The following is a 16,965-nucleotide window of genomic DNA, read 5'->3' on the forward strand; positions in this document are numbered from 1 at the left end:
CAGCCGACGTCCTGCCGTGCATTTTCATGGCTGCTCCTCCGTCTGCTCACCGAGGCCCGTTTCCGGCGCGCCCATCAGGCCGACGATGTCGAGCACCACCAGCATGCGCTCATCAACCGTGGCCAGGCCGCGAATGAAGCGCGCCCCGATGGTTGACGGGAAGTCCGGCGCAGGGCGGATGTCGTCCTCGCCGAGAGCCAGCACGTCGTTGACCGCATCGACCACCACGGCGGCCAGACGGCGGCCGCTCTCCACCACGATGAGCACGGTGAAGGCGGTGCATTCGGCCGCAGCGAGGCCGAAACGCAGGCGCAGATCGACCACCGGCACGATCACGCCACGCAGATTGATCACCCCGCGGATGAAGGCCGGCGCCCCGGCAATGCGGGTGGCGCTGTCGAAGGCGCGGATCTCGCGCACTGCAAGGATGTCGATGGCGTACACCTCCTCACCGACCGTGAAGCTGAGGTAGTCGGCCACGGCGGGCAGTGCTTGCGGTGCCGAAGGTGGTGAGGAGGGGGAAGACATCGACTTCTCTTTCGGTGGGCGCGTACACCCGGTTTACGGCCGCCGCGCGGCGTTCTGAAGCCCTTCCTGCAGCGCTTCAGGCCGCCAGTTCGGCTTGCACACGGCTGGCGTCGACCAGCGCCCCCACATCCACGATCAGGGCCACCTCGCCGTTGCCGAGGATGGTGGCAGCGGAAAAGCCGTGAACGCGACGGTAGTGAGTCTCCAGACTCTTGATCACCACCTGCTGCTGGCCCAGCAGGGCATCGACCATCAGTGCCGCCCGGCGCCCGCCGGCTTCGACCAGCACCATGATGGCACGCAGCCAGTCACGTTCCGCGCCGGGTACGGCAAAGCGCTCGCCCAGAGCCACCACCGGCAGGTATTCGCCGCGCACACGGATCATGCGCGCCACGCCACCGATGCGATGGACGGCCTCGGCATCGACCTGCAGCGATTCGACGATCTGCGCCAGCGGCAGCACATAGGTTTCCCGTCCCACCGCCACGGTCATGCCGTCCATGATCGCCAGGGTCAGCGGCAGGCGCACCACCACGCGGGTGCCGACGCCATCGACGCTGTCGAGTTCGATACTGCCGCCGAGTGCATCGACGTTGTGCCTGACCACGTCCATGCCGACCCCGCGCCCGGAAAGCGCGGAGACGCTCTCGGCGGTGGAGAAGCCCGGCAGGAAGAGCAGTTGCCACAGCTCGGCATCGCTCATGCCCTCATCCACCGGCAGCGCGCTGGCGCGCGCGCGCGCAAGGACGCGCTGGCGATCGAGTCCACGACCGTCGTCGGCAACCTCGATGACGATCTGCCCGCCCTCGTGGCGGGCGCTCAGGCTGAGCCGCCCACGCGCCGCCTTGCCTGCCGCAAGACGCTCCTGCGGGCCCTCCAGGCCGTGATCGAGGGCATTGCGCACGAGATGGGTGAGCGGGTCGGCAACGCGCTCGACGACGCTCTTGTCGAGCTCGGTATGCTCGCCGGCAAGCACCAGCTCGACCTCCTTGCCAAGGCTGTCGGCAAGCTCGCGCACCAGCCGGGGAAAGCGCGAGAACACCCGCGAGATCGGCACCATGCGGATCGCCATCACCGATTCCTGGAGCTCGCGGGTATTGCGTTCGAGCAGCCCCAGCCCGGCGAGCAGGCGTTCGGCAAGGGCCGGATCGACGACGTTGGCCGCTTCCTGCAGGATGGAGCGGGTGATCACCAGTTCGCCGACCAGGTTGATCATCTGGTCGACCTTGTCCACGCCGACCCGGATCGAGTGGCCGGTGCCCGTGCGCTCGCGTCCCCCCTCCTCCGCGGCGACAGGCGGGGAAGCTGGCGGGGAGACGGGCGGCACGTCATCGAGCGCGGCGGGCTGCGGCGCAGGCAGGAAGAAACCGTAGCTGCCATCGGCAGCGATCTCCTCGCCGGGCAGGGGCTGCATCGCCGCCGCAGCGCTCGGCGCGGCGAGCGCGGCGATTTCCAGGGTTCCCGGTTCGACGAAGAGATCGAGGGCGGCGCGCACCCGCTCCTCGGCGGCGCAGCCCCGCAACGCCAGCGTCCACACGCCGTCGGCGGCATCGGCGGGCGGGCGCGACAGGGTACGCACCTCGCCAAGCTCGCCGAGCGCATCGAAGAGGCTGTCGATCAGCACTTCGCTGCCGGCCACCACCCGCGAGAGGACGAAGTTCAGCTCCAGGCCATCGCCATGACCACCCTGCGGCGGCGGCGCCGCAGGAACTTCGCCGCAGGCCTGCAGGCGCGCCAGGGCAACGGCGGCAGCCTGCGGATCGGCGGCGCCCGCGCTGCCGCGGTGAGCATCGAGCTGGGCGCGCAGCACGTCGCAGGCGGCCAGCACGGCCTCGACCATGCCACGCTGCAAGGCCAGTTCGCCTTTGCGCACACGGTCGAGGAGGTTTTCCATGGCATGGGTAAGGGTAGCCATGTCGTCGAAACCGAAGGTCGCCGCCGAACCCTTGATCGAATGTGCGGCACGGAAGATCTCGGCGATCCCCTCGGCCGGCGGTGCAGCCGGGTCGATGCGCAGCAGGATGGCCTCGATGGCAGCCAGATGCTCTTCGCTCTCGTCGAAGAAGACCTGGTAGAACTGGCTCATGTCGAAGCTCATCGCTCCACCCCGCTCAGCCCAGCACCCGCGCCGCAACTTCGAGCAGGCGCCGCGGCTCGAAGGGCTTGACCATCCAGCCGGTGGCGCCCGCGGCACGTCCGCGCGCGCGCATCTGTTCGGAGGATTCGGTGGTCAGCACGATCACCGGCACCTCGCGGCAGTGTGCCAGCGCACGCAGGCCCTCGATGAGGCCGATGCCGTCGAGACGGGGCATGTGGAGATCGGTGAGCACCATGTCGAAACGCGTCGACCGCGCCAGCGCCAGCGCCTCTTCGCCATCACCGGCCTCGCTGACCACATAGCCCGCGGAGCGCAGGGTGTGCCCGACCACCTGGCGGATGGCGAGGGAATCGTCTACGGCAAGGATGTGCTTGGTCATGGCGATGTGAATCCGGACTGACGGCTGCGCTGCGGCAAAACCGCCCACGCCTCCTGCATTACGGCCTCCCGCGGGCGCACTTGAACCACGCGCTTCTCAGCGCGCCATGCCATTGCCACCCGGGGACAGAGGCAGGGTGCCCGCCGCAGCCTCTTCGGCGCCGAACTCGACCGCCGCCCCCTCGGCGCGGATGGCTTCGTCGGTGCGCTTGTTCATGACGATGATGCTGATCCGCCGGTTGGCCGGATCGAGCGGATTGTCGCGGTTCAGATGCACGGTATCGGAAAGCCCCACCACGCGCGCCACCTTGCCGGGTTCCAGCCCGCCGCCGAGGAGTTCGCGGCGCGAGGCGTTGGCGCGCATGCTCGACAGCTCCCAGTTGGAGAAGCCCAGTTCGCCGCCGGCATAGGGGGCGGAGTCGGTGTGCCCGGAGAGGCTGACGCGGTTGGGAACGTCGTTCAGCGCCCGCCCGATGGCACGCAGCAGATCGCGCGTATAGGGCCGCAGCGTCGCCCCGCCGGTCTGGAACATCGGCCGGTTCTGCTCATCGACGAGCTGGATGCGCAGCCCTTCGAGGGTGATGTCCATGAGGATCTGCTCCTTGAACGGACGCAGCGCCGGATCGGCCTCGATGATGGCCTCGATCTTGCCCTTGAGGTCGAGCAGGCGGGAGCGCTCCTGGCGCAGTTCGCGCGCCTCGGCATCCTGATCCTCGGGGGGCAGGCGTTCCCGACCGACCGCAGCGTCGATGCTCAGGGTGCGGCGATCAGCAACATCACCACGCTTGACCTGCCCCACCGAACGGCTGAGATCCTCGCCGCCGCCCTGGATGATGGACGAACTGTCGCCGACCCCGCTGCCGCCCTGCAGGGAAAGCTTGAGAGGATTCTGGAAATGGTCGGCGATGCCTTCGAGATCGCCCTGCGCCGTGGAGCCGAGCAGCCACATGAGCAGGAAGAAGGCCATCATCGCAGTGACGAAGTCGGCATAGGCGATCTTCCACGCCCCGCCATGGGAGGCCGCCCCTCCCTTCTTGATGCGCTTGACGACGATGGGCTGCTGGGTATCGTCGCTCACGCGCGCCTCCCTGCAGGGGCCGGGCCATCAACACCGGTACGGATCTGCTGCAGCTGTTCGCTCATGGTGGGCGGGCGCAGGATCAACCCTTGCGGCTCTTGATGTCTTCCTCCAGCTCGGTGAAGGTCGGACGATCGGTGGAGAACAGCACCTTGCGGCCGAACTCGACCGCAACCTGGGGCGCATAGCCGTTCATGCTGGCGAGCAGCACGACCTTCATGCACTGGTAGATCTTGCCGCCCTCCTCGGCCTTCTGTTCGAGCTGGCCGGCGATCGGCTGCACGAAGCCATACGACAGGAGAATGCCGAGGAAGGTACCGACGAGGGCGCCGCCGATCATCTTGCCGAGCACCGCGGGCGGCTCGCCCACCGAGCCCATCACGTTGACCACCCCCATCACCGCGACGACGATGCCGAAGGCCGGCAGCGCGTCGCCGACCTTGGCGACGATATGGGCCGGGCCATGGGCTTCCTGGTGGTGAGTCTCGATCTCCATGTCCATCAGGTTCTCGATCTCGAAGGCATTGAGGTTGCCGCCGACCATCATGCGCAGGTAATCGGTGAGGAATTCGACGGCGTGATGATCCGCCATCACCTTCGGATACTTGGAGAAGATCGGGCTGGACTCGGGGTTGTCGACGTCGTTCTCGATCGACATCAGGCCTTCCTTGCGCACCTTGGCAAGGATCTCGTAGAGCATCGCCAGCAGATCCATGTACAGCGCGCGGTTGTACATCGATCCCTTCAGCGCCTGCGGCAGCGCCTTCAGCGTCGCCTTCATGGCACGGCCACTGTTGCCGGCGACGAAGCCGCCGATCATCAGGCCGATGATGGCAACGTACTCGACCGGCACCCACAGCGCCATCAGGCTGCCATGCAGGGAGTATGTGCCAATCGAGGCAAGCAAAACGATCACGTAACCGACTATCAGTAGCACCTGGTACCCCTGTGTTCCCGCACTTACGGCGACAGCTGGAGAAAATACTGTGATTCTAACGTCGCTGCAAAGGGAAACTTGACCGCCCGCAGAAAAGAAAAAGGCCGCCTGCTGGCAGGCGGCCTTGCTGTCCGGGAGGCGGCAGTTCAGGCCGCGACGGCCTTGCGTCCGCGCTTGGCGGCAGCGGCACGCTTGGTCTTGCCGGCGCGCGAAGGCATGTTGCACAGACCGCAGACGAAGTTCTGCCCCGGGTCGTAGGCGTGGGTGACGTAATGACCGCCGCAGCAGGTGCACGGAGTCGTCTGCAGCAGGTCGGCATCGAAGAAGCGCACCAGCGTCCATGCACGGGTCAGGCTGAGCACGGGCTCGACGGCATCGGACTCGATGTGATCGAGGTAGAGGTGATAGGCCTTGAGGATGGAGTCCAGCCCGGCGAGGCCGGCACGCTCGCTGAAGAAGCGGTAGAAGCCCATGAACAGCGAGGAATGCACGTTGGGCTGCCAGGTCATGAACCAGTCGGTGGAAAACGGCAGCATCCCCTTGGGGGGGGAAACGCCGCGCACCTCCTTGTAGATCTTCAGCAGGCGCTCACGGCTGAGGCGGGTTTCCGCCTCCAGCATCTGCATGCGCGCGCCCAGACGCACCATTTCGACGGCGCGCTGGATGTCCTCGGCTTCCTGGATGATGCTCTTGTTCTTCATTGTTCCACTCCCCTCACGCCGATTCTTCGATCGGCCTGGATGCGGCGATGATCGCCGCGTGAAGTCCGGAGGTCGCCTCGTCGCGACCCTCGCCGGCCATCAGCCCGGCCAGCAGGCCGTCGTCGAACCGGAAGCGCGGCAGCAGCAGCTGGCTGCTGGCCATGCGCACCAACTTGGCGGCGGACAGACCGGCAATCAGGTCTGCCACCTCGTCACCCATTCCCAGGCGGTACATGGCCGTCTCACGATCGCTGCGCAGCATCTGCTGAGCCAGCATGAGGTAGGCCAGGTTCAGTTCGCGAATTTCCGCCTGAAAATCGGGGCGTTCCATATTTCTGCTCCCATTCAGGGACAAGCTACTCGAAGTTAAAGTGAATTATGAAGAATTGCCAGTAAACCGCACGTCGGCATTCACTGCAACATACAGTAGCAAAAAGACCACATTGAATGTAAGAGATTCGCTTACGAGCGAGAGGCGGGACAACCTGTCAACGACCCTCCGCCTGCATTTCTTTAGTTCTTTTTTTGCCAGACTAGTCCAAACCTGCCGTCAACGACATGTCGACGCGCGCCCTGCGCCGGCGCGCCGGAGAAAACTGTTGCAAAAAACCTACAGAACGAGCGCCTCCGCGGCACACGGGCGGCTGAAATGGAAACCCTGGAAGAAATCGCAGCCCGCCGCACGCAGCACATCGGCCTGTGCCGCACTCTCCACACCTTCGGCGACGGTGCTCATGCCCAGACTGCCGGCCAGCGCAATGATGGCGCGCACGATGGCCACATCGCGGCTGTCGCCGCCGAGGTCGCGAACGAAGGACTTGTCGATCTTGATGATGTCGATGGGCAGCCGCTTCAGGTAGGACAGCGAGGAATAACCGGTACCGAAGTCGTCCACCGCCACCCTCACACCCATGTTCTTCAACGCACGGAGCATGCCGACGGCGGACTCGACGTCGTTCATCAGCGAGCTCTCGGTGATCTCCAGCACCAACTGGGCAGGCGCCAGTCCGCTGTCGTGAAGGGCGCGGCTGACCGTCTCCAGCAGCCGCGGCTGGGAGAACTGCACCGCCGAGACATTCACCGACACCCGCAGGTCCAGCCCCTGATCCGCCCACAGACGCCCCTGGCGTGCGGCCTCGCCGAGCACCCAGGCGCCGACTTCGCCGATCAGGCCGCTTTCGTCGGCGAGCGGGATGAAGCGATCCGGCGACAGACGCCCAAGATGCGGGTGGCGCCAGCGCACCAGCGCCTCGACACCGCGGATGTCAGCACCGGCAGCAGCAACCACGGGCTGGTACTCGAGGAACAACTCGCTACGTTCCACCGCGTGGCGCAGATCGGCCTCAAGGGCGAGGCGCTCGGCCGAGGCCGCATTCATGGTGCGCTCGAAGAACCGCAGGCCGTTGCCACCGCTGCGCTTGACCTGGCCAGTGGCGGTTTCGGCGTTCATCAGCAGTTCGTGCACCGCTCGCCCGTCGCCCGGCAGCATGGCAATGCCGACGCTCGCAGTGAGGAAGAGCTCGATGTGCTGCTTGAGGAAGGGGCGTTCGAAACTATGGACGATCCAGCGCGCCACCAGTTCGGCCTCGCCACGCTCGACCACCGCCGGCAGGAAGACGCCAAACTTGTCGCCACCGAGGCGGGCGAGCATCACCTCCACAGCCAGCCCGGCGCGCAGGCGCTCACCGACCTGACGCAACAGGGCATTGCCGGTGTCATACCCGAAGCTAGCGTTGATGCGCAGGAAGCGGTCGAGATCGACCACCATCACCACCCCCGCCGGCGTGCGCCCGCGCTCCCGGGCATGGGCAATGGCCGCCTCCACCCGCGCGCAGAAGGACTGGTGGTTGGGCAGCGCGGAGAGGCCGTCGAAAAAGGCCAGTTGCTCGATGCGGCTGTCGGCCTGACGGACGGCACGGCGTGCCAGCGCGCCGCGCAGCTCGCGGCCGATCACCGGCACCAGGCGTTCGTAGTCGCCTTTGGCGATGAAGTCGTCCACGCCGTCGTACATCGCCGATACCGCCTGACGGTCGGAGATGCGCCCGGAGTGAATGATGAAGGGCACGTCGCGCCCGCTGCGCTTGAGCACTTCGAGCGCGGCGAGGGCATCGAAACCGGGCATGTCGTGATCGGAAAGGACGATGTCCCAGTCGTCGGAGGCCAGCGCCGCAGCCATGTCGAGCGCGCTGTCGACGCGGCGGCAGTACATCGGCAGGCCGCGGCGGGCGAGCTCGGCACGCAGCAGGTAGGCGTCGTCCTCGGAATCGTCGACGATCAGCGCACGCACCGGCACCATGTCCTGTTCGTCATCGCAGGCTGTCGCGCGCATCAGCTGCGGGCTCCGCCAGCGGCGTGCTGAACCGTGATGACGCGGTTACGCCCTTGCTGCTTGGCGCGGTAGGCGCCCTGGTCGGCACGCTTGATGAGCGCATCGAGATCGACCATTTCCGCCTCGCGCATCGCCACCCCGACGCTGATGCTCAGGCGCAGGTGTTCGCCCGCAACGACCCTGTGCAGGGCATCGACCGCGGCGCGCAGGCGCTCGCCGCACACCAGTGCGGCATTGAGCTCGGTTTCCGGGCAGATCACCAGGAACTCGTCGCCGCCGGTGCGGCAGATCACGTCCTGGCCGCGCAGCGCACTGCGCAGGGCGTCGGCGATCGCCCGCAGCACCTCGTCGCCGGCGTCGTGACCGTGCCTGTCGTTGATCTGCTTGAAATCGTCGAGATCGATCACCATGCACGATAACGGCCGCCCGCTGCGGGTGGCCGCCTGCCATTCCTGCTGCATGCGGTCGATGGCGTAGCGGCGGTTGGGAAAACCGGTCAGCGCATCGGTGAGGGCGACCTCCTGGAGGCGGCGGTTGCTCACCGCCAGTTCGGCGGCGAAATGGCGGATCTCCTCGCGGTCGCGTTCGAGCTCCTGCTGCAGGCGCACCACGCGCAGGCCGGCACGCAGCCGGGCGGAAAGCAGGCGCGGCTTGAGCGGCTTGCCGAGAAAGTCGTCCACCCCGGCCTCGAAGGCCTCGATGAGGCGCTCGTCCTCCTCGTGCTCGGTGAGCAGCAGGATGTAGATGCCGCGACCGACGCGGGTTGCGCGCAGCGCGCGGATCAGCTCCATGCCGTCCATCTGTGGCATGGCCCAGTCCACCAGCATGATATGCGGCTGCATCTCAAGGGCGCGCTCCAGTCCGGCACGGCCATCGGCGGCCTCGCAGACACGCTGGCCGGCCTCCGCTAGAAGGCCGATGAGCTGCGCGCGCAGGGCGGCATCGTCCTCGACCACGAGGATGCGCAGCTCCTCCGCCGCGGCCGGCGCTGCAGCAGATTTGTGCACCGGCTCGGCATCGCTGCACGGTTGCGGCACAGCCACCGGCGGTGCCGCAGCGGCCTCGCCACTGCCCAGCAGGGCAGCGAAGTCCGGCGGCGCGGCGTGGCGCAACTGCAGGCTGTCGCACCATTCCACCCACTGGCGGGCGACCTGCTCGCAGACATTGACGAGTTCGCCGGGCACCAGATCGAGGCGCTTCGCGCCCGCACACAAGGCGGCGAACAACTGCGCGTGGTCGGCCGCAGCAGCCATGCACAGCTCGGCAATCTGCGTCGCCAAGGCCAGCAAATGCACCAGCACGTAGTCACGCGAACCAGGCAGGCTGCCGCTGCGCTCGGGAGTCTCGTGCAGCCGCACGGCATCGACCAGCAGCCCCGGCAAGCCCCAGTCGAGCAGCATCGCCGCGCCGAGGTCAAGGTGGGTCATCGCAAAGGCGCGGTGTTCGAGATCGCTGAGACGCAGCTCGGGATAGCGGCGCTGCTCGCTGAGCACCTGGGCATAGTCGCCGGGGTAGAGGGTGGCCAGCGCCAGTTCACCGACACGGGCGAGCAGACCGACGCTGAACAGCTCGTCGGGGGCGCCGGCGCGCTTGCGCTGGGCGAGCACCTGCATGGCCAGCGCAATCGCCAGCGACCCGGCCCAGAAGGCCTGGTAGTCGAAACCGTGGCAACTGCCCTTGCGATGGTCGGAGAGCAGCGAGAAGCCCAGGGCCATGGTGCGCACCGCCGGCAGGCCGAGCACCATCAGCGCTTCCTGGACCGACACCACCGGGCGGCGGGTCATCGCCACGATGCCGTTGGCGGCCTTCACCAGGCGCCCGACGAAAGCCGGATCGCTGCGGATGACGCGGGTCAGCTCGGCCATCGAGACGTCGTCCTGCTGGGTCAGACGCATGATGGCAAGCGCCACACCGCGCGGCGAGGGCAGATCGCCCGAGGCCTTGAGCTGCTCGAATCGCGTGCTGTCCAGTCTGTGGATCATCGTGCTGCAGGCACCCATCGCCATCGCGGCACAGGTGTGTGCCGCACGATCGCGGACTTTACCCCGCCGCGGTGTCAACTGTCACCCTCGCGAGCGTGCCGCAGCAGCGCCACAGGGGGGCAAATGCGGGCTAGAATTCGCCGTTCCGACGCCCCCAGCGAATGCAATGAACTTCTGCTCCAGTTGTGGCGCTCCGGTCGAACTGCGCGTTCCGCCCGGTGACACCCTGCCCCGCCACGTCTGCCCGGCCTGCGGCAGCATCCACTACCAGAACCCCAAGGTGGTGGTCGGTGCACTGGCCGAATGGGAAGGGCGCATCCTGCTCTGCCGGCGCGCCATCGAACCGCGTCTGGGACGTTGGACGCTGCCCGCCGGCTTCATGGAAAACCGCGAAACCACCGCCGAGGCGGCCGCCCGCGAGACACTTGAGGAAGCCTGCGCACGCATTGCGGTGGGCGAGCTATATACGCTCTTCGACATCCCCCACATCAGCCAGATCCATATCGTCTACCGCGCCCGCCTGCTCGATCTCGACTTTGCCCCCGGCGAGGAATCGCTCGAGGTGGCGCTGTTCGACGAGGACGAGATCCCCTGGGCGGATATCGCCTTCCGCTCCATCGACCTCACCCTGCGCCACTACTATGCCGACCGCCGGCGCGGCGACTGGGCCTTGCACACCGGCAGCATCCACCCCCCCGGCGGCGCGGAGAGCCACGTTGACTGAAGCCAGTGCCGCAGTACGCCTGCGCCTGCAGGGCATCCGCAAGGTCTATCCGGGCGTGGTCGCCAACGACGACATCGACCTCAGCGTCAGCGCCGGCGAGATCCACGCCGTGCTCGGCGAGAACGGCGCCGGCAAGTCGACGCTGATGAAGATGATCTACGGCGTCAGCCGCCCGAGCGCCGGCGAGATCCACTGGGAGGGCCGGCGCGTGGACATCGCCAGTCCGGCGCAGGCCCGCGCCCTCGGCATAGGCATGGTGTTCCAGCACTTCTCGCTCTTCGAGACCCTCACGGTGACCGAGAACGTCGCCCTCGCACTGCCCGACAAGCCCGCGCTCGACGAGCTTGCAAGCCGCATCGAGGCAGTCTCTGCACGCTACGGCCTGCCGGTCGATCCGCGCCGCCACGTCCACGCCCTGTCGGTGGGCGAACGCCAGCGCGTCGAGATCATCCGCTGCCTGCTGCAGGATCCGAAGCTGCTGATCATGGACGAACCGACCTCGGTGCTCACCCCGCCGGCGGTGCGCAAGCTCTTCGACACCCTGCGCCAGCTCGCCGCGGAAGGTTGCTCCATCCTCTACATCAGCCACAAGCTCGACGAGATCCAGGCGCTCTGCCATACCGCCACCGTGCTGCGCGGCGGGCGCGTCAGCGGGCACTGCCGCCCAGCCGAGGAAACCCCGCAGTCAATGGCGCGCCTGATGATCGGCGGCGAACTGCCGGTGTGCGAGCACAGCCCCGCCGACGGCAGGGGCGAACTGCGCCTGCGCCTGGCCGGACTGTCGCACGCCAGCGCCGACCCCTTCGGCACCGACCTGCGCGACATCCACCTCGACGTCCATGCCGGCGAGATCGTCGGCATTGCCGGGGTCTCCGGCAACGGCCAGCAGGAACTGCTGCAGGCCATCTCCGGCGAGGAGACCATTGCCGAGAAGTTCCCCGTGCAGATCTGCGGCGTCGAGGCCGGCCGCCTCAACGCCGCCCGCCGCCGGCGCCTCGGGCTCTGCTTCGTCCCCGAGGAGCGCCTCGGGCGCGGCGCCGTGCCGTCGATGTCGCTGGCCGACAACGCCGTGCTCACCGCCGCGCGCAACGCCGCACTGGTGCGCGGCGGTTTTCTCGCCTACACCCGCGCGCGGCGCTTCGCCAGCGAGTGCATCGAGCGCTTCAACGTCAGGTGTGGCGGCCCGCAGGCGGTGGCGCGCTCGCTCTCCGGCGGCAACCTGCAGAAATTCATCATCGGCCGCGAGATCCTCCAGACCCCCAGGCTGCTGGTCTGCGCCCAGCCCACCTGGGGCGTGGACGTGGGCGCAGCGGCCTTCATCCGCCAGGCCATCATCGATCTGCGCAACCGCGGCTGCGCGGTGCTGGTGATCTCCGAGGAGCTCGACGAGCTGTTCGAGATCTGCGACCGCATCGCCGTGCTCGCCAAGGGCCGCCTGTCGCCCGTGCGCCCGATCGGCGAGACCAGCATCGAGGACATCGGCGTGTGGATGAGCGGGATGTGGCCGGGGGCGGAAGGCAGCGGCGGGGAGGACGATCGTGCTGCGGCTTGAACCCCGTACCGAGGCCTCGCGCTTGATGCAGTGGTGCTCGCCGCTGCTCGCCGCCACCCTCACCCTGCTCGCCGGACTGGCGATCTTCTGGCTCCTCGACAAGGACCCCCTCGAAGGCCTGCACTACTTCCTGATCAGTCCGGTGAAGGATCTCTACGGCGTCTCCGAGCTGCTCCTCAAGGCCACCCCGCTGATGCTCTGCGCCATCGGCCTGGCGGTGGGCTTTCGCGCCAATGTGTGGAACATCGGCGCCGAAGGCCAGTTCATGCTCGGCGCCGTCGGTGCCAGCGGCGTGGCACTGTATTTCGCCGAATCGGACAGCGCCCTGATCCTGCCCGCAATGCTGCTCGCGGGCGCCCTTGCCGGGGCGCTGTGGGCGGCCATACCGGCCTTTCTGCGCACCCGCTTCAGTGCCAACGAGATCCTCGTCTCGCTGATGCTGGTGTATGTCGCCCAGCTCTTCGTATCCTGGCTGGTGTTCGGCCCCTGGCGGGATCCGATGGGCTTCGGCTTTCCGCAGACGGCGATGTTCCACGACGCCGCGCTGCTGCCCACGCTGCTCGACGGCACGCGCCTGCATCTGGGCTTCGTCTTCGCGCTCGGCGCACTGGCGCTCGGCTACGTGTTCATGAACCGCAGCTACACCGGCTTCAAGATGCGCGTCGCCGGTGAGGCCGCGGAGGCCGCGCGCTACGCCGGCTTCTCCGCCCGCCGGGTGATCTGGATCGGCCTGCTCAGCGGCGGCGCGGCCGCCGGCGTGGCGGGAATGGCGGAAGTTGCCGGGCCGATGGGGCAGCTCACCGACAAGCTCAACTTCGGCTACGGCTTTGCCGCCATCATCGTCGCCTTCGTCGGCCGCCTGCACGCCTTCGGCATTCTCCTCGCCAGCCTGCTGATGGCCCTGCTCTATATCGGCGGCGAGCAGGCGCAGCAGTACATGAACCTGCCGAGCTCGATCTCCATGGTCTTCCAGGGCCTGCTGCTGTTCTTCCTGCTCGGCTCGGACGTCTTCATCCACTACCGGCTGCGCATCGGCCGGGCGCGGGCATAGGAGGAGCGATGGACGCCGCGCTGTTCTCCTCCATCCTCTTCGCCACCGTGGTCGCCGGCACCCCGCTGATCATCGTCGCTCTCGGCCTGCTGGTGAGCGAGCGTGCCGGGGTGCTCAACCTCGGCGCCGAGGGCATGATGGCGATGGGCGCAGTGGCCGCCTTTGCGGTCACCCACAGCACCGGCAACCCGTGGCTGGGCGTGCTCGCCGGGCTCACCGCGGGGATGGGCACGGCGCTCATCCACGGCGTGCTGTGCCTCAGCCTGCAGGCCAACCAGGTGGCCGCCGGACTGGCGGTGGCGATCTTCGGCGTCGGCCTCTCGGCCTTCGTCGGCAAACCCTTCGAATCGGTCGCCCTGCCCGCGGTGCCGCCGATCCGCATCCCCTTCATCGCCGACATCCCGCTCATCGGCGAGGCCCTCTACAACCAGCAGGCCCTGGTCTATTTCTCCTGGGCGCTGTTCTGGGCGGTGCTGTGGTTCCTCGCCCGCAGCCGCGCCGGGCTGGTCCTGCGCGCGGTCGGCGAAGCGCCCGCCTCGGCCCACGCCATCGGCTACCCGGTGATCCTCATCCGCTATCTCGCGGTACTCTTCGGCGGCGCCATGGCCGGCATCGGCGGCGCCTTCCTGTCGGTGTTCTACACCCCGATGTGGATGGAGGGCATGGTCGCCGGACGCGGCTGGATCGCCCTCGCGCTGGTGGTCTTCGCCACCTGGCGGCCGCTGCGGGTGATGGTCGGTGCCTATCTGTTCGGCGGCGTGATGATCACCCAGCTGTTCATCCAGGGCTCCGGCCTGCAGATCGACTTCCCGGCACAGTTCCTCTCTTCGCTGCCGTACTGGGCCACCATCGTCGTGCTGGTGCTGATCTCGCGCAATCCCAACGCCATCCGTCTCAATTCGCCCGCCTCGCTGGGCAAGCCCTTCCGCCCCGAGCAATGACGACGCCACCGCTTTCCGGCCACAAGCCATCCCTCAACCACGGAGAACCCTCATGACCGATCGTCGCCAGTTCATGCTGTCCGCCAGTGCCGCCGCGCTGGCCGCCGCCCTCCCCGGCAGCCTGCTCGCCCAGGAAGCCACCCGCATCGGCTTCGTCTACGTCAGCCCGATCGGCGACGCCGGCTGGACCTACCAGCACGACCTCGCCCGCAAGGAGCTCGAAGCCAGCCTCGGCAGCAAGGTCCAGACCCGCTTCGTCGAGAACGTCGCCGAAGGGGCTGACGCCGAACGGGTGATCCGCGAGTTCGCCGCCAGCGGCCACAAGATCGTCTTCGCCACCAGCTTCGGCTACATGAACTACGTCGAGCGCGTCGCCCGCCAGTTCCCCAACGTCACCTTCCTGCATGCCACCGGCTACAAGTCCGGGCGCAACTTCGGCAACTACAATGCGCGCTTCTACGAGGGACGCTACCTCAACGGAGTGATCGCCGGCCGCATGACCAAGTCGAAGATCCTCGGCTACGTCGGCGCCTTCCCCATCCCCGAGGTACTGCAGGGCATCAACGCCTTCACCCTGGGGGCGAAGAGCGTCAATCCGGACATCGAGGTGCGGGTGATCTGGGTGAACAGCTGGTACGACCCCGGCAAGGAGCGCGAAGCGGCAATGACGCTGATCAGCCAGGGCGCCGACGTCGTCACCCAGCACACCGATTCCACCGCCGTCGTCCAGGCCGCCGAGGAACGCGGCGTGTACGCCTTCGGCTACCACTCCGACATGTCGAAGTACGGCCCCAAGGCCCACCTCACCGCCACCACCCACCACTGGGGCGAGTTCTATACCCGCACCGTGAATGCCGTGCTCGCCGGCACCTGGAAGGCGGAGAACATCTGGGGCGGTTTCAAGGACGGCATGGTGCGCCTGGCGCCGCTCAACCCGGCCATTCCCGCCGCTGTGCAGGCCGAGGTCAAGGCGCTGGAGGAAAAACTCACCGCCGGCACCTTCCATCCCTTCACCGGCCCCATCGTCGACCAGGCCGGCAAGGAGCGCCTCTCCGCAGGCGCGGTGATGGATGACGTCGCCCTCGGCAAGATGGACTTCTTCGTCCAGGGTGTCGCCTCGCGCCTGCCCAACACCCGCTGAGCGCCTGCGCCGCCGCTGCCGCAATGGCGCGCAGCGGCGGCACAAAGATACCGGAGTACACCCTGGGCACCCCAGCCGTACGCGCCCTGCGCGGCGAAATCGTCCATTTCCTCGCCGACCCCGCCGACTGCGGAGCCGCCGCGCTGGCGCACTTTGCCGACGGGCTGCTGATCATCCGCGACGGCCGCGTGGCCGACTGCGGCCCCGCAGAGCAACTGCTCGGCCAGCTGCCGGCGGACTGCACCGTCGACGATCAGCGCGGCCACCTGATCATGCCGGGCTTCGTGGACACCCACGTCCATTACGCGCAGACCGACATCATCGCCAGCGACGGCGAGCAACTGCTCGCCTGGCTGGAGAAATACACCTTCCCCGCCGAACGCCGCTTCGCCGATCCGGCACACGCCGCCGAGGTCGCGGCCTTCTTCTGCGATCAGCTGCTGCGCAACGGCACCACCACGGCAATGAGCTTCGCCACCGTGCACGCGCAGTCCGTCGATGCCCTCTTCGCCGCCGCCCAGGCGCGGCGCATGCGCATGATCGCAGGCAAGGTGCTGATGGACCGCAACTGCCCCGATTTCCTGCGCGACGACGCCCACAGCGCAGAGACCGACTCGCGCGCGCTGATCGCCCGCTGGCACGGCCGCGACCGCCTTGCCTACGCCGTCACGCCGCGCTTCGCACCAACCTCCAGCAGCGCGCAGATGGCGCTCGCCGGACGCCTGTACGCCGAGCACCCCGGGGTCTATCTGCAATCCCACGTCGCCGAAAACCGCGCCGAAGTCGCCTGGGTGGCCGAACTCTACCCGCAGGCCCGCAGTTATCTGGACGTCTACGACCACTACGGCCAGCTCGGCCCGCGCAGCATCTACGCCCACTGCATCTGGCTCGACGACAGCGACCGCGCACGCATGGCGGCAACTGGCGCGGCGATGAGCTTCTGCCCGACCTCCAACCTCTTCCTCGGCTCCGGGCTTTTCGACCTCGAGCGCGCCCACGCCCTCGGCGTCCGTGTCGGCCTCGGCACCGACGTCGGTGCCGGCACCAGCTTCTCCATGCTCACCACCCTCAACGAGGCCTACAAGGTACTGCAGCTCCAGGGGCAGAAACTGAGTGCTGCGCGCGCCTTCTACCTCGCCACCCTGGGCGGCGCGCGCAGTCTCTACCTCGACGAACACATCGGCAGCTTCGCCCCGGGGCGCGAAGCCGACCTGATCATCATCGACCCCGCCGCCACCGCCCTCCTCGCCCGCCGCAGTGCCGCTGCGCAGACGCTGGCCGAACGCCTGTTCGCCCTGATGATGCTCGGCGACGAGCGCTGCATCGCCGAGACCCGCATCCTCGGCGAAACCGCCTTCAGGCGACCTGTGGAGCGAGGCGCATGACCCTCGCCCGAGGCACCGAAAACCATGTCACCATGTCGGAAATCGGCCTATTCCATCCACCTTGCCGCAGGCATAGAATCGCGCCGCCAGGGCCTTTCGGCCTTTCCGCCTTGACCGCCCCCCGCCATCCCGACCACTGA

15 protein-coding genes are annotated in these 16,965 nt (G+C 67.7%); 6 read left to right on the forward strand and 9 right to left on the reverse strand.

The window, feature by feature from the left end:
- Window positions 1-24: 24 nt before the first annotated feature.
- The 9 genes from C8261_RS14825 to C8261_RS14865 all read right to left on the reverse strand — a co-directional run bounded on the left by C8261_RS14825 (window position 25) and on the right by C8261_RS14865 (window position 10,031).
- On the reverse strand, window positions 25-528 hold the full coding sequence (locus C8261_RS14825; protein ID WP_107494509.1) for a chemotaxis protein CheW: 504 nt from the start codon (window positions 526-528) through the stop codon (window positions 25-27).
- Window positions 529-604: 76 nt separating this feature from the next.
- The gene (locus tag C8261_RS14830) at window positions 605-2,614 is read right to left on the reverse strand and encodes a chemotaxis protein CheA (RefSeq protein WP_235864936.1); all 2,010 of its coding nucleotides are present in this window, start codon (window positions 2,612-2,614) and stop codon (window positions 605-607) included.
- Between the two features lie 25 nt (window positions 2,615-2,639).
- Entirely contained in the window at window positions 2,640-3,005 is a 366-nt protein-coding gene (locus tag C8261_RS14835) for a response regulator (RefSeq protein ID WP_107494511.1), read from the reverse strand.
- A 96-nt stretch (window positions 3,006-3,101) separates the two neighbouring features.
- Window positions 3,102-4,082: a flagellar motor protein MotB gene (motB, locus tag C8261_RS14840; RefSeq protein WP_107494512.1), complete on the reverse strand. Its 981-nt coding sequence runs from the start codon at window positions 4,080-4,082 to the stop codon at window positions 3,102-3,104.
- Window positions 4,083-4,164: 82 nt separating this feature from the next.
- A complete protein-coding gene (gene motA / locus C8261_RS14845) occupies window positions 4,165-5,019 on the reverse strand; it encodes a flagellar motor stator protein MotA (RefSeq protein ID WP_107494513.1) in 855 nt (284 codons plus the stop codon).
- A 146-nt stretch (window positions 5,020-5,165) separates the two neighbouring features.
- On the reverse strand, window positions 5,166-5,720 hold the full coding sequence (flhC, locus tag C8261_RS14850; RefSeq protein WP_107494514.1) for a flagellar transcriptional regulator FlhC: 555 nt from the start codon (window positions 5,718-5,720) through the stop codon (window positions 5,166-5,168).
- Between the two features lie 13 nt (window positions 5,721-5,733).
- Window positions 5,734-6,051: a flagellar transcriptional regulator FlhD gene (flhD, locus tag C8261_RS14855; protein WP_107494515.1), complete on the reverse strand. Its 318-nt coding sequence runs from the start codon at window positions 6,049-6,051 to the stop codon at window positions 5,734-5,736.
- 279 nt (window positions 6,052-6,330) lie between these two features.
- A complete protein-coding gene (locus C8261_RS14860; protein WP_219905215.1) occupies window positions 6,331-8,049 on the reverse strand; it encodes a putative bifunctional diguanylate cyclase/phosphodiesterase in 1,719 nt (572 codons plus the stop codon).
- Complete coding sequence (locus C8261_RS14865; RefSeq protein WP_107494516.1) at window positions 8,049-10,031, reverse strand: diguanylate cyclase; 1,983 nt, start codon at window positions 10,029-10,031, stop codon at window positions 8,049-8,051. Before C8261_RS14865 ends, C8261_RS14860 begins: the two co-directional genes overlap by 1 nt.
- Before the next feature lie 166 nt (window positions 10,032-10,197).
- Here C8261_RS14865 and C8261_RS14870 point away from each other — a divergent pair, with 166 nt between their 5' ends.
- Genes C8261_RS14870 through guaD form a run of 6 tightly spaced genes read left to right on the forward strand, consistent with a single transcriptional unit; the run spans window position 10,198 to window position 16,825 of the window.
- On the forward strand, window positions 10,198-10,755 hold the full coding sequence (locus C8261_RS14870; RefSeq protein ID WP_107494517.1) for an NUDIX hydrolase: 558 nt from the start codon (window positions 10,198-10,200) through the stop codon (window positions 10,753-10,755).
- Window positions 10,673-12,307: an ABC transporter ATP-binding protein gene (locus C8261_RS14875; RefSeq protein WP_107494518.1), complete on the forward strand. Its 1,635-nt coding sequence runs from the start codon at window positions 10,673-10,675 to the stop codon at window positions 12,305-12,307. Before C8261_RS14870 ends, C8261_RS14875 begins: the two co-directional genes overlap by 83 nt.
- Window positions 12,294-13,358 carry an ABC transporter permease gene (locus C8261_RS14880; protein ID WP_107494519.1) on the forward strand — a complete coding sequence of 355 codons (1,065 nt, stop codon included), beginning with the start codon at window positions 12,294-12,296 and terminating at the stop codon, window positions 13,356-13,358. The genes C8261_RS14875 and C8261_RS14880 overlap by 14 nt, the downstream gene beginning before the upstream one ends.
- Window positions 13,359-13,366: 8 nt before the next feature.
- Complete coding sequence (locus tag C8261_RS14885; protein ID WP_107494520.1) at window positions 13,367-14,299, forward strand: ABC transporter permease; 933 nt, start codon at window positions 13,367-13,369, stop codon at window positions 14,297-14,299.
- A gap of 52 nt (window positions 14,300-14,351) precedes the next feature.
- A complete protein-coding gene (locus C8261_RS14890) occupies window positions 14,352-15,440 on the forward strand; it encodes a BMP family ABC transporter substrate-binding protein (protein ID WP_107494521.1) in 1,089 nt (362 codons plus the stop codon).
- A gap of 23 nt (window positions 15,441-15,463) precedes the next feature.
- Window positions 15,464-16,825 (forward strand): guanine deaminase, encoded by a 1,362-nt coding sequence (gene guaD, locus C8261_RS14895; RefSeq protein WP_181358958.1) that lies wholly within the window; start codon window positions 15,464-15,466, stop codon window positions 16,823-16,825.
- Window positions 16,826-16,965 lie beyond the last annotated feature (140 nt).

It is taken from the genome of Pseudothauera lacus, assembly GCF_003034845.1.
In the GTDB taxonomy this organism is placed as follows: domain Bacteria; phylum Pseudomonadota; class Gammaproteobacteria; order Burkholderiales; family Rhodocyclaceae; genus Pseudothauera; species Pseudothauera lacus.

Bases quoted from the DNA above. Each gene is read 5' to 3' on its own strand.
- C8261_RS14825 (WP_107494509.1), bottom strand. From the start codon at position 528: ATGTCTTCCCCCTCCTCACCACCTTCGGCACCGCAAGCACTGCCCGCC.
- C8261_RS14830 (WP_235864936.1), bottom strand. From the start codon at position 2,614: ATGAGCCAGTTCTACCAGGTCTTCTTCGACGAGAGCGAAGAGCATCTG.
- C8261_RS14835 (WP_107494511.1), bottom strand. From the start codon at position 3,005: ATGACCAAGCACATCCTTGCCGTAGACGATTCCCTCGCCATCCGCCAG.
- flhC (WP_107494514.1), bottom strand. From the start codon at position 5,720: ATGAAGAACAAGAGCATCATCCAGGAAGCCGAGGACATCCAGCGCGCC.
- flhD (WP_107494515.1), bottom strand. From the start codon at position 6,051: ATGGAACGCCCCGATTTTCAGGCGGAAATTCGCGAACTGAACCTGGCC.
- C8261_RS14860 (WP_219905215.1), bottom strand. From the start codon at position 8,049: ATGCGCGCGACAGCCTGCGATGACGAACAGGACATGGTGCCGGTGCGT.
- C8261_RS14865 (WP_107494516.1), bottom strand. From the start codon at position 10,031: ATGATCCACAGACTGGACAGCACGCGATTCGAGCAGCTCAAGGCCTCG.
- C8261_RS14870 (WP_107494517.1), top strand. From the start codon at position 10,198: ATGAACTTCTGCTCCAGTTGTGGCGCTCCGGTCGAACTGCGCGTTCCG.
- C8261_RS14875 (WP_107494518.1), top strand. From the start codon at position 10,673: ATGCCGACCGCCGGCGCGGCGACTGGGCCTTGCACACCGGCAGCATCC.
- C8261_RS14885 (WP_107494520.1), top strand. From the start codon at position 13,367: ATGGACGCCGCGCTGTTCTCCTCCATCCTCTTCGCCACCGTGGTCGCC.
- C8261_RS14890 (WP_107494521.1), top strand. From the start codon at position 14,352: ATGACCGATCGTCGCCAGTTCATGCTGTCCGCCAGTGCCGCCGCGCTG.
- guaD (WP_181358958.1), top strand. From the start codon at position 15,464: ATGGCGCGCAGCGGCGGCACAAAGATACCGGAGTACACCCTGGGCACC.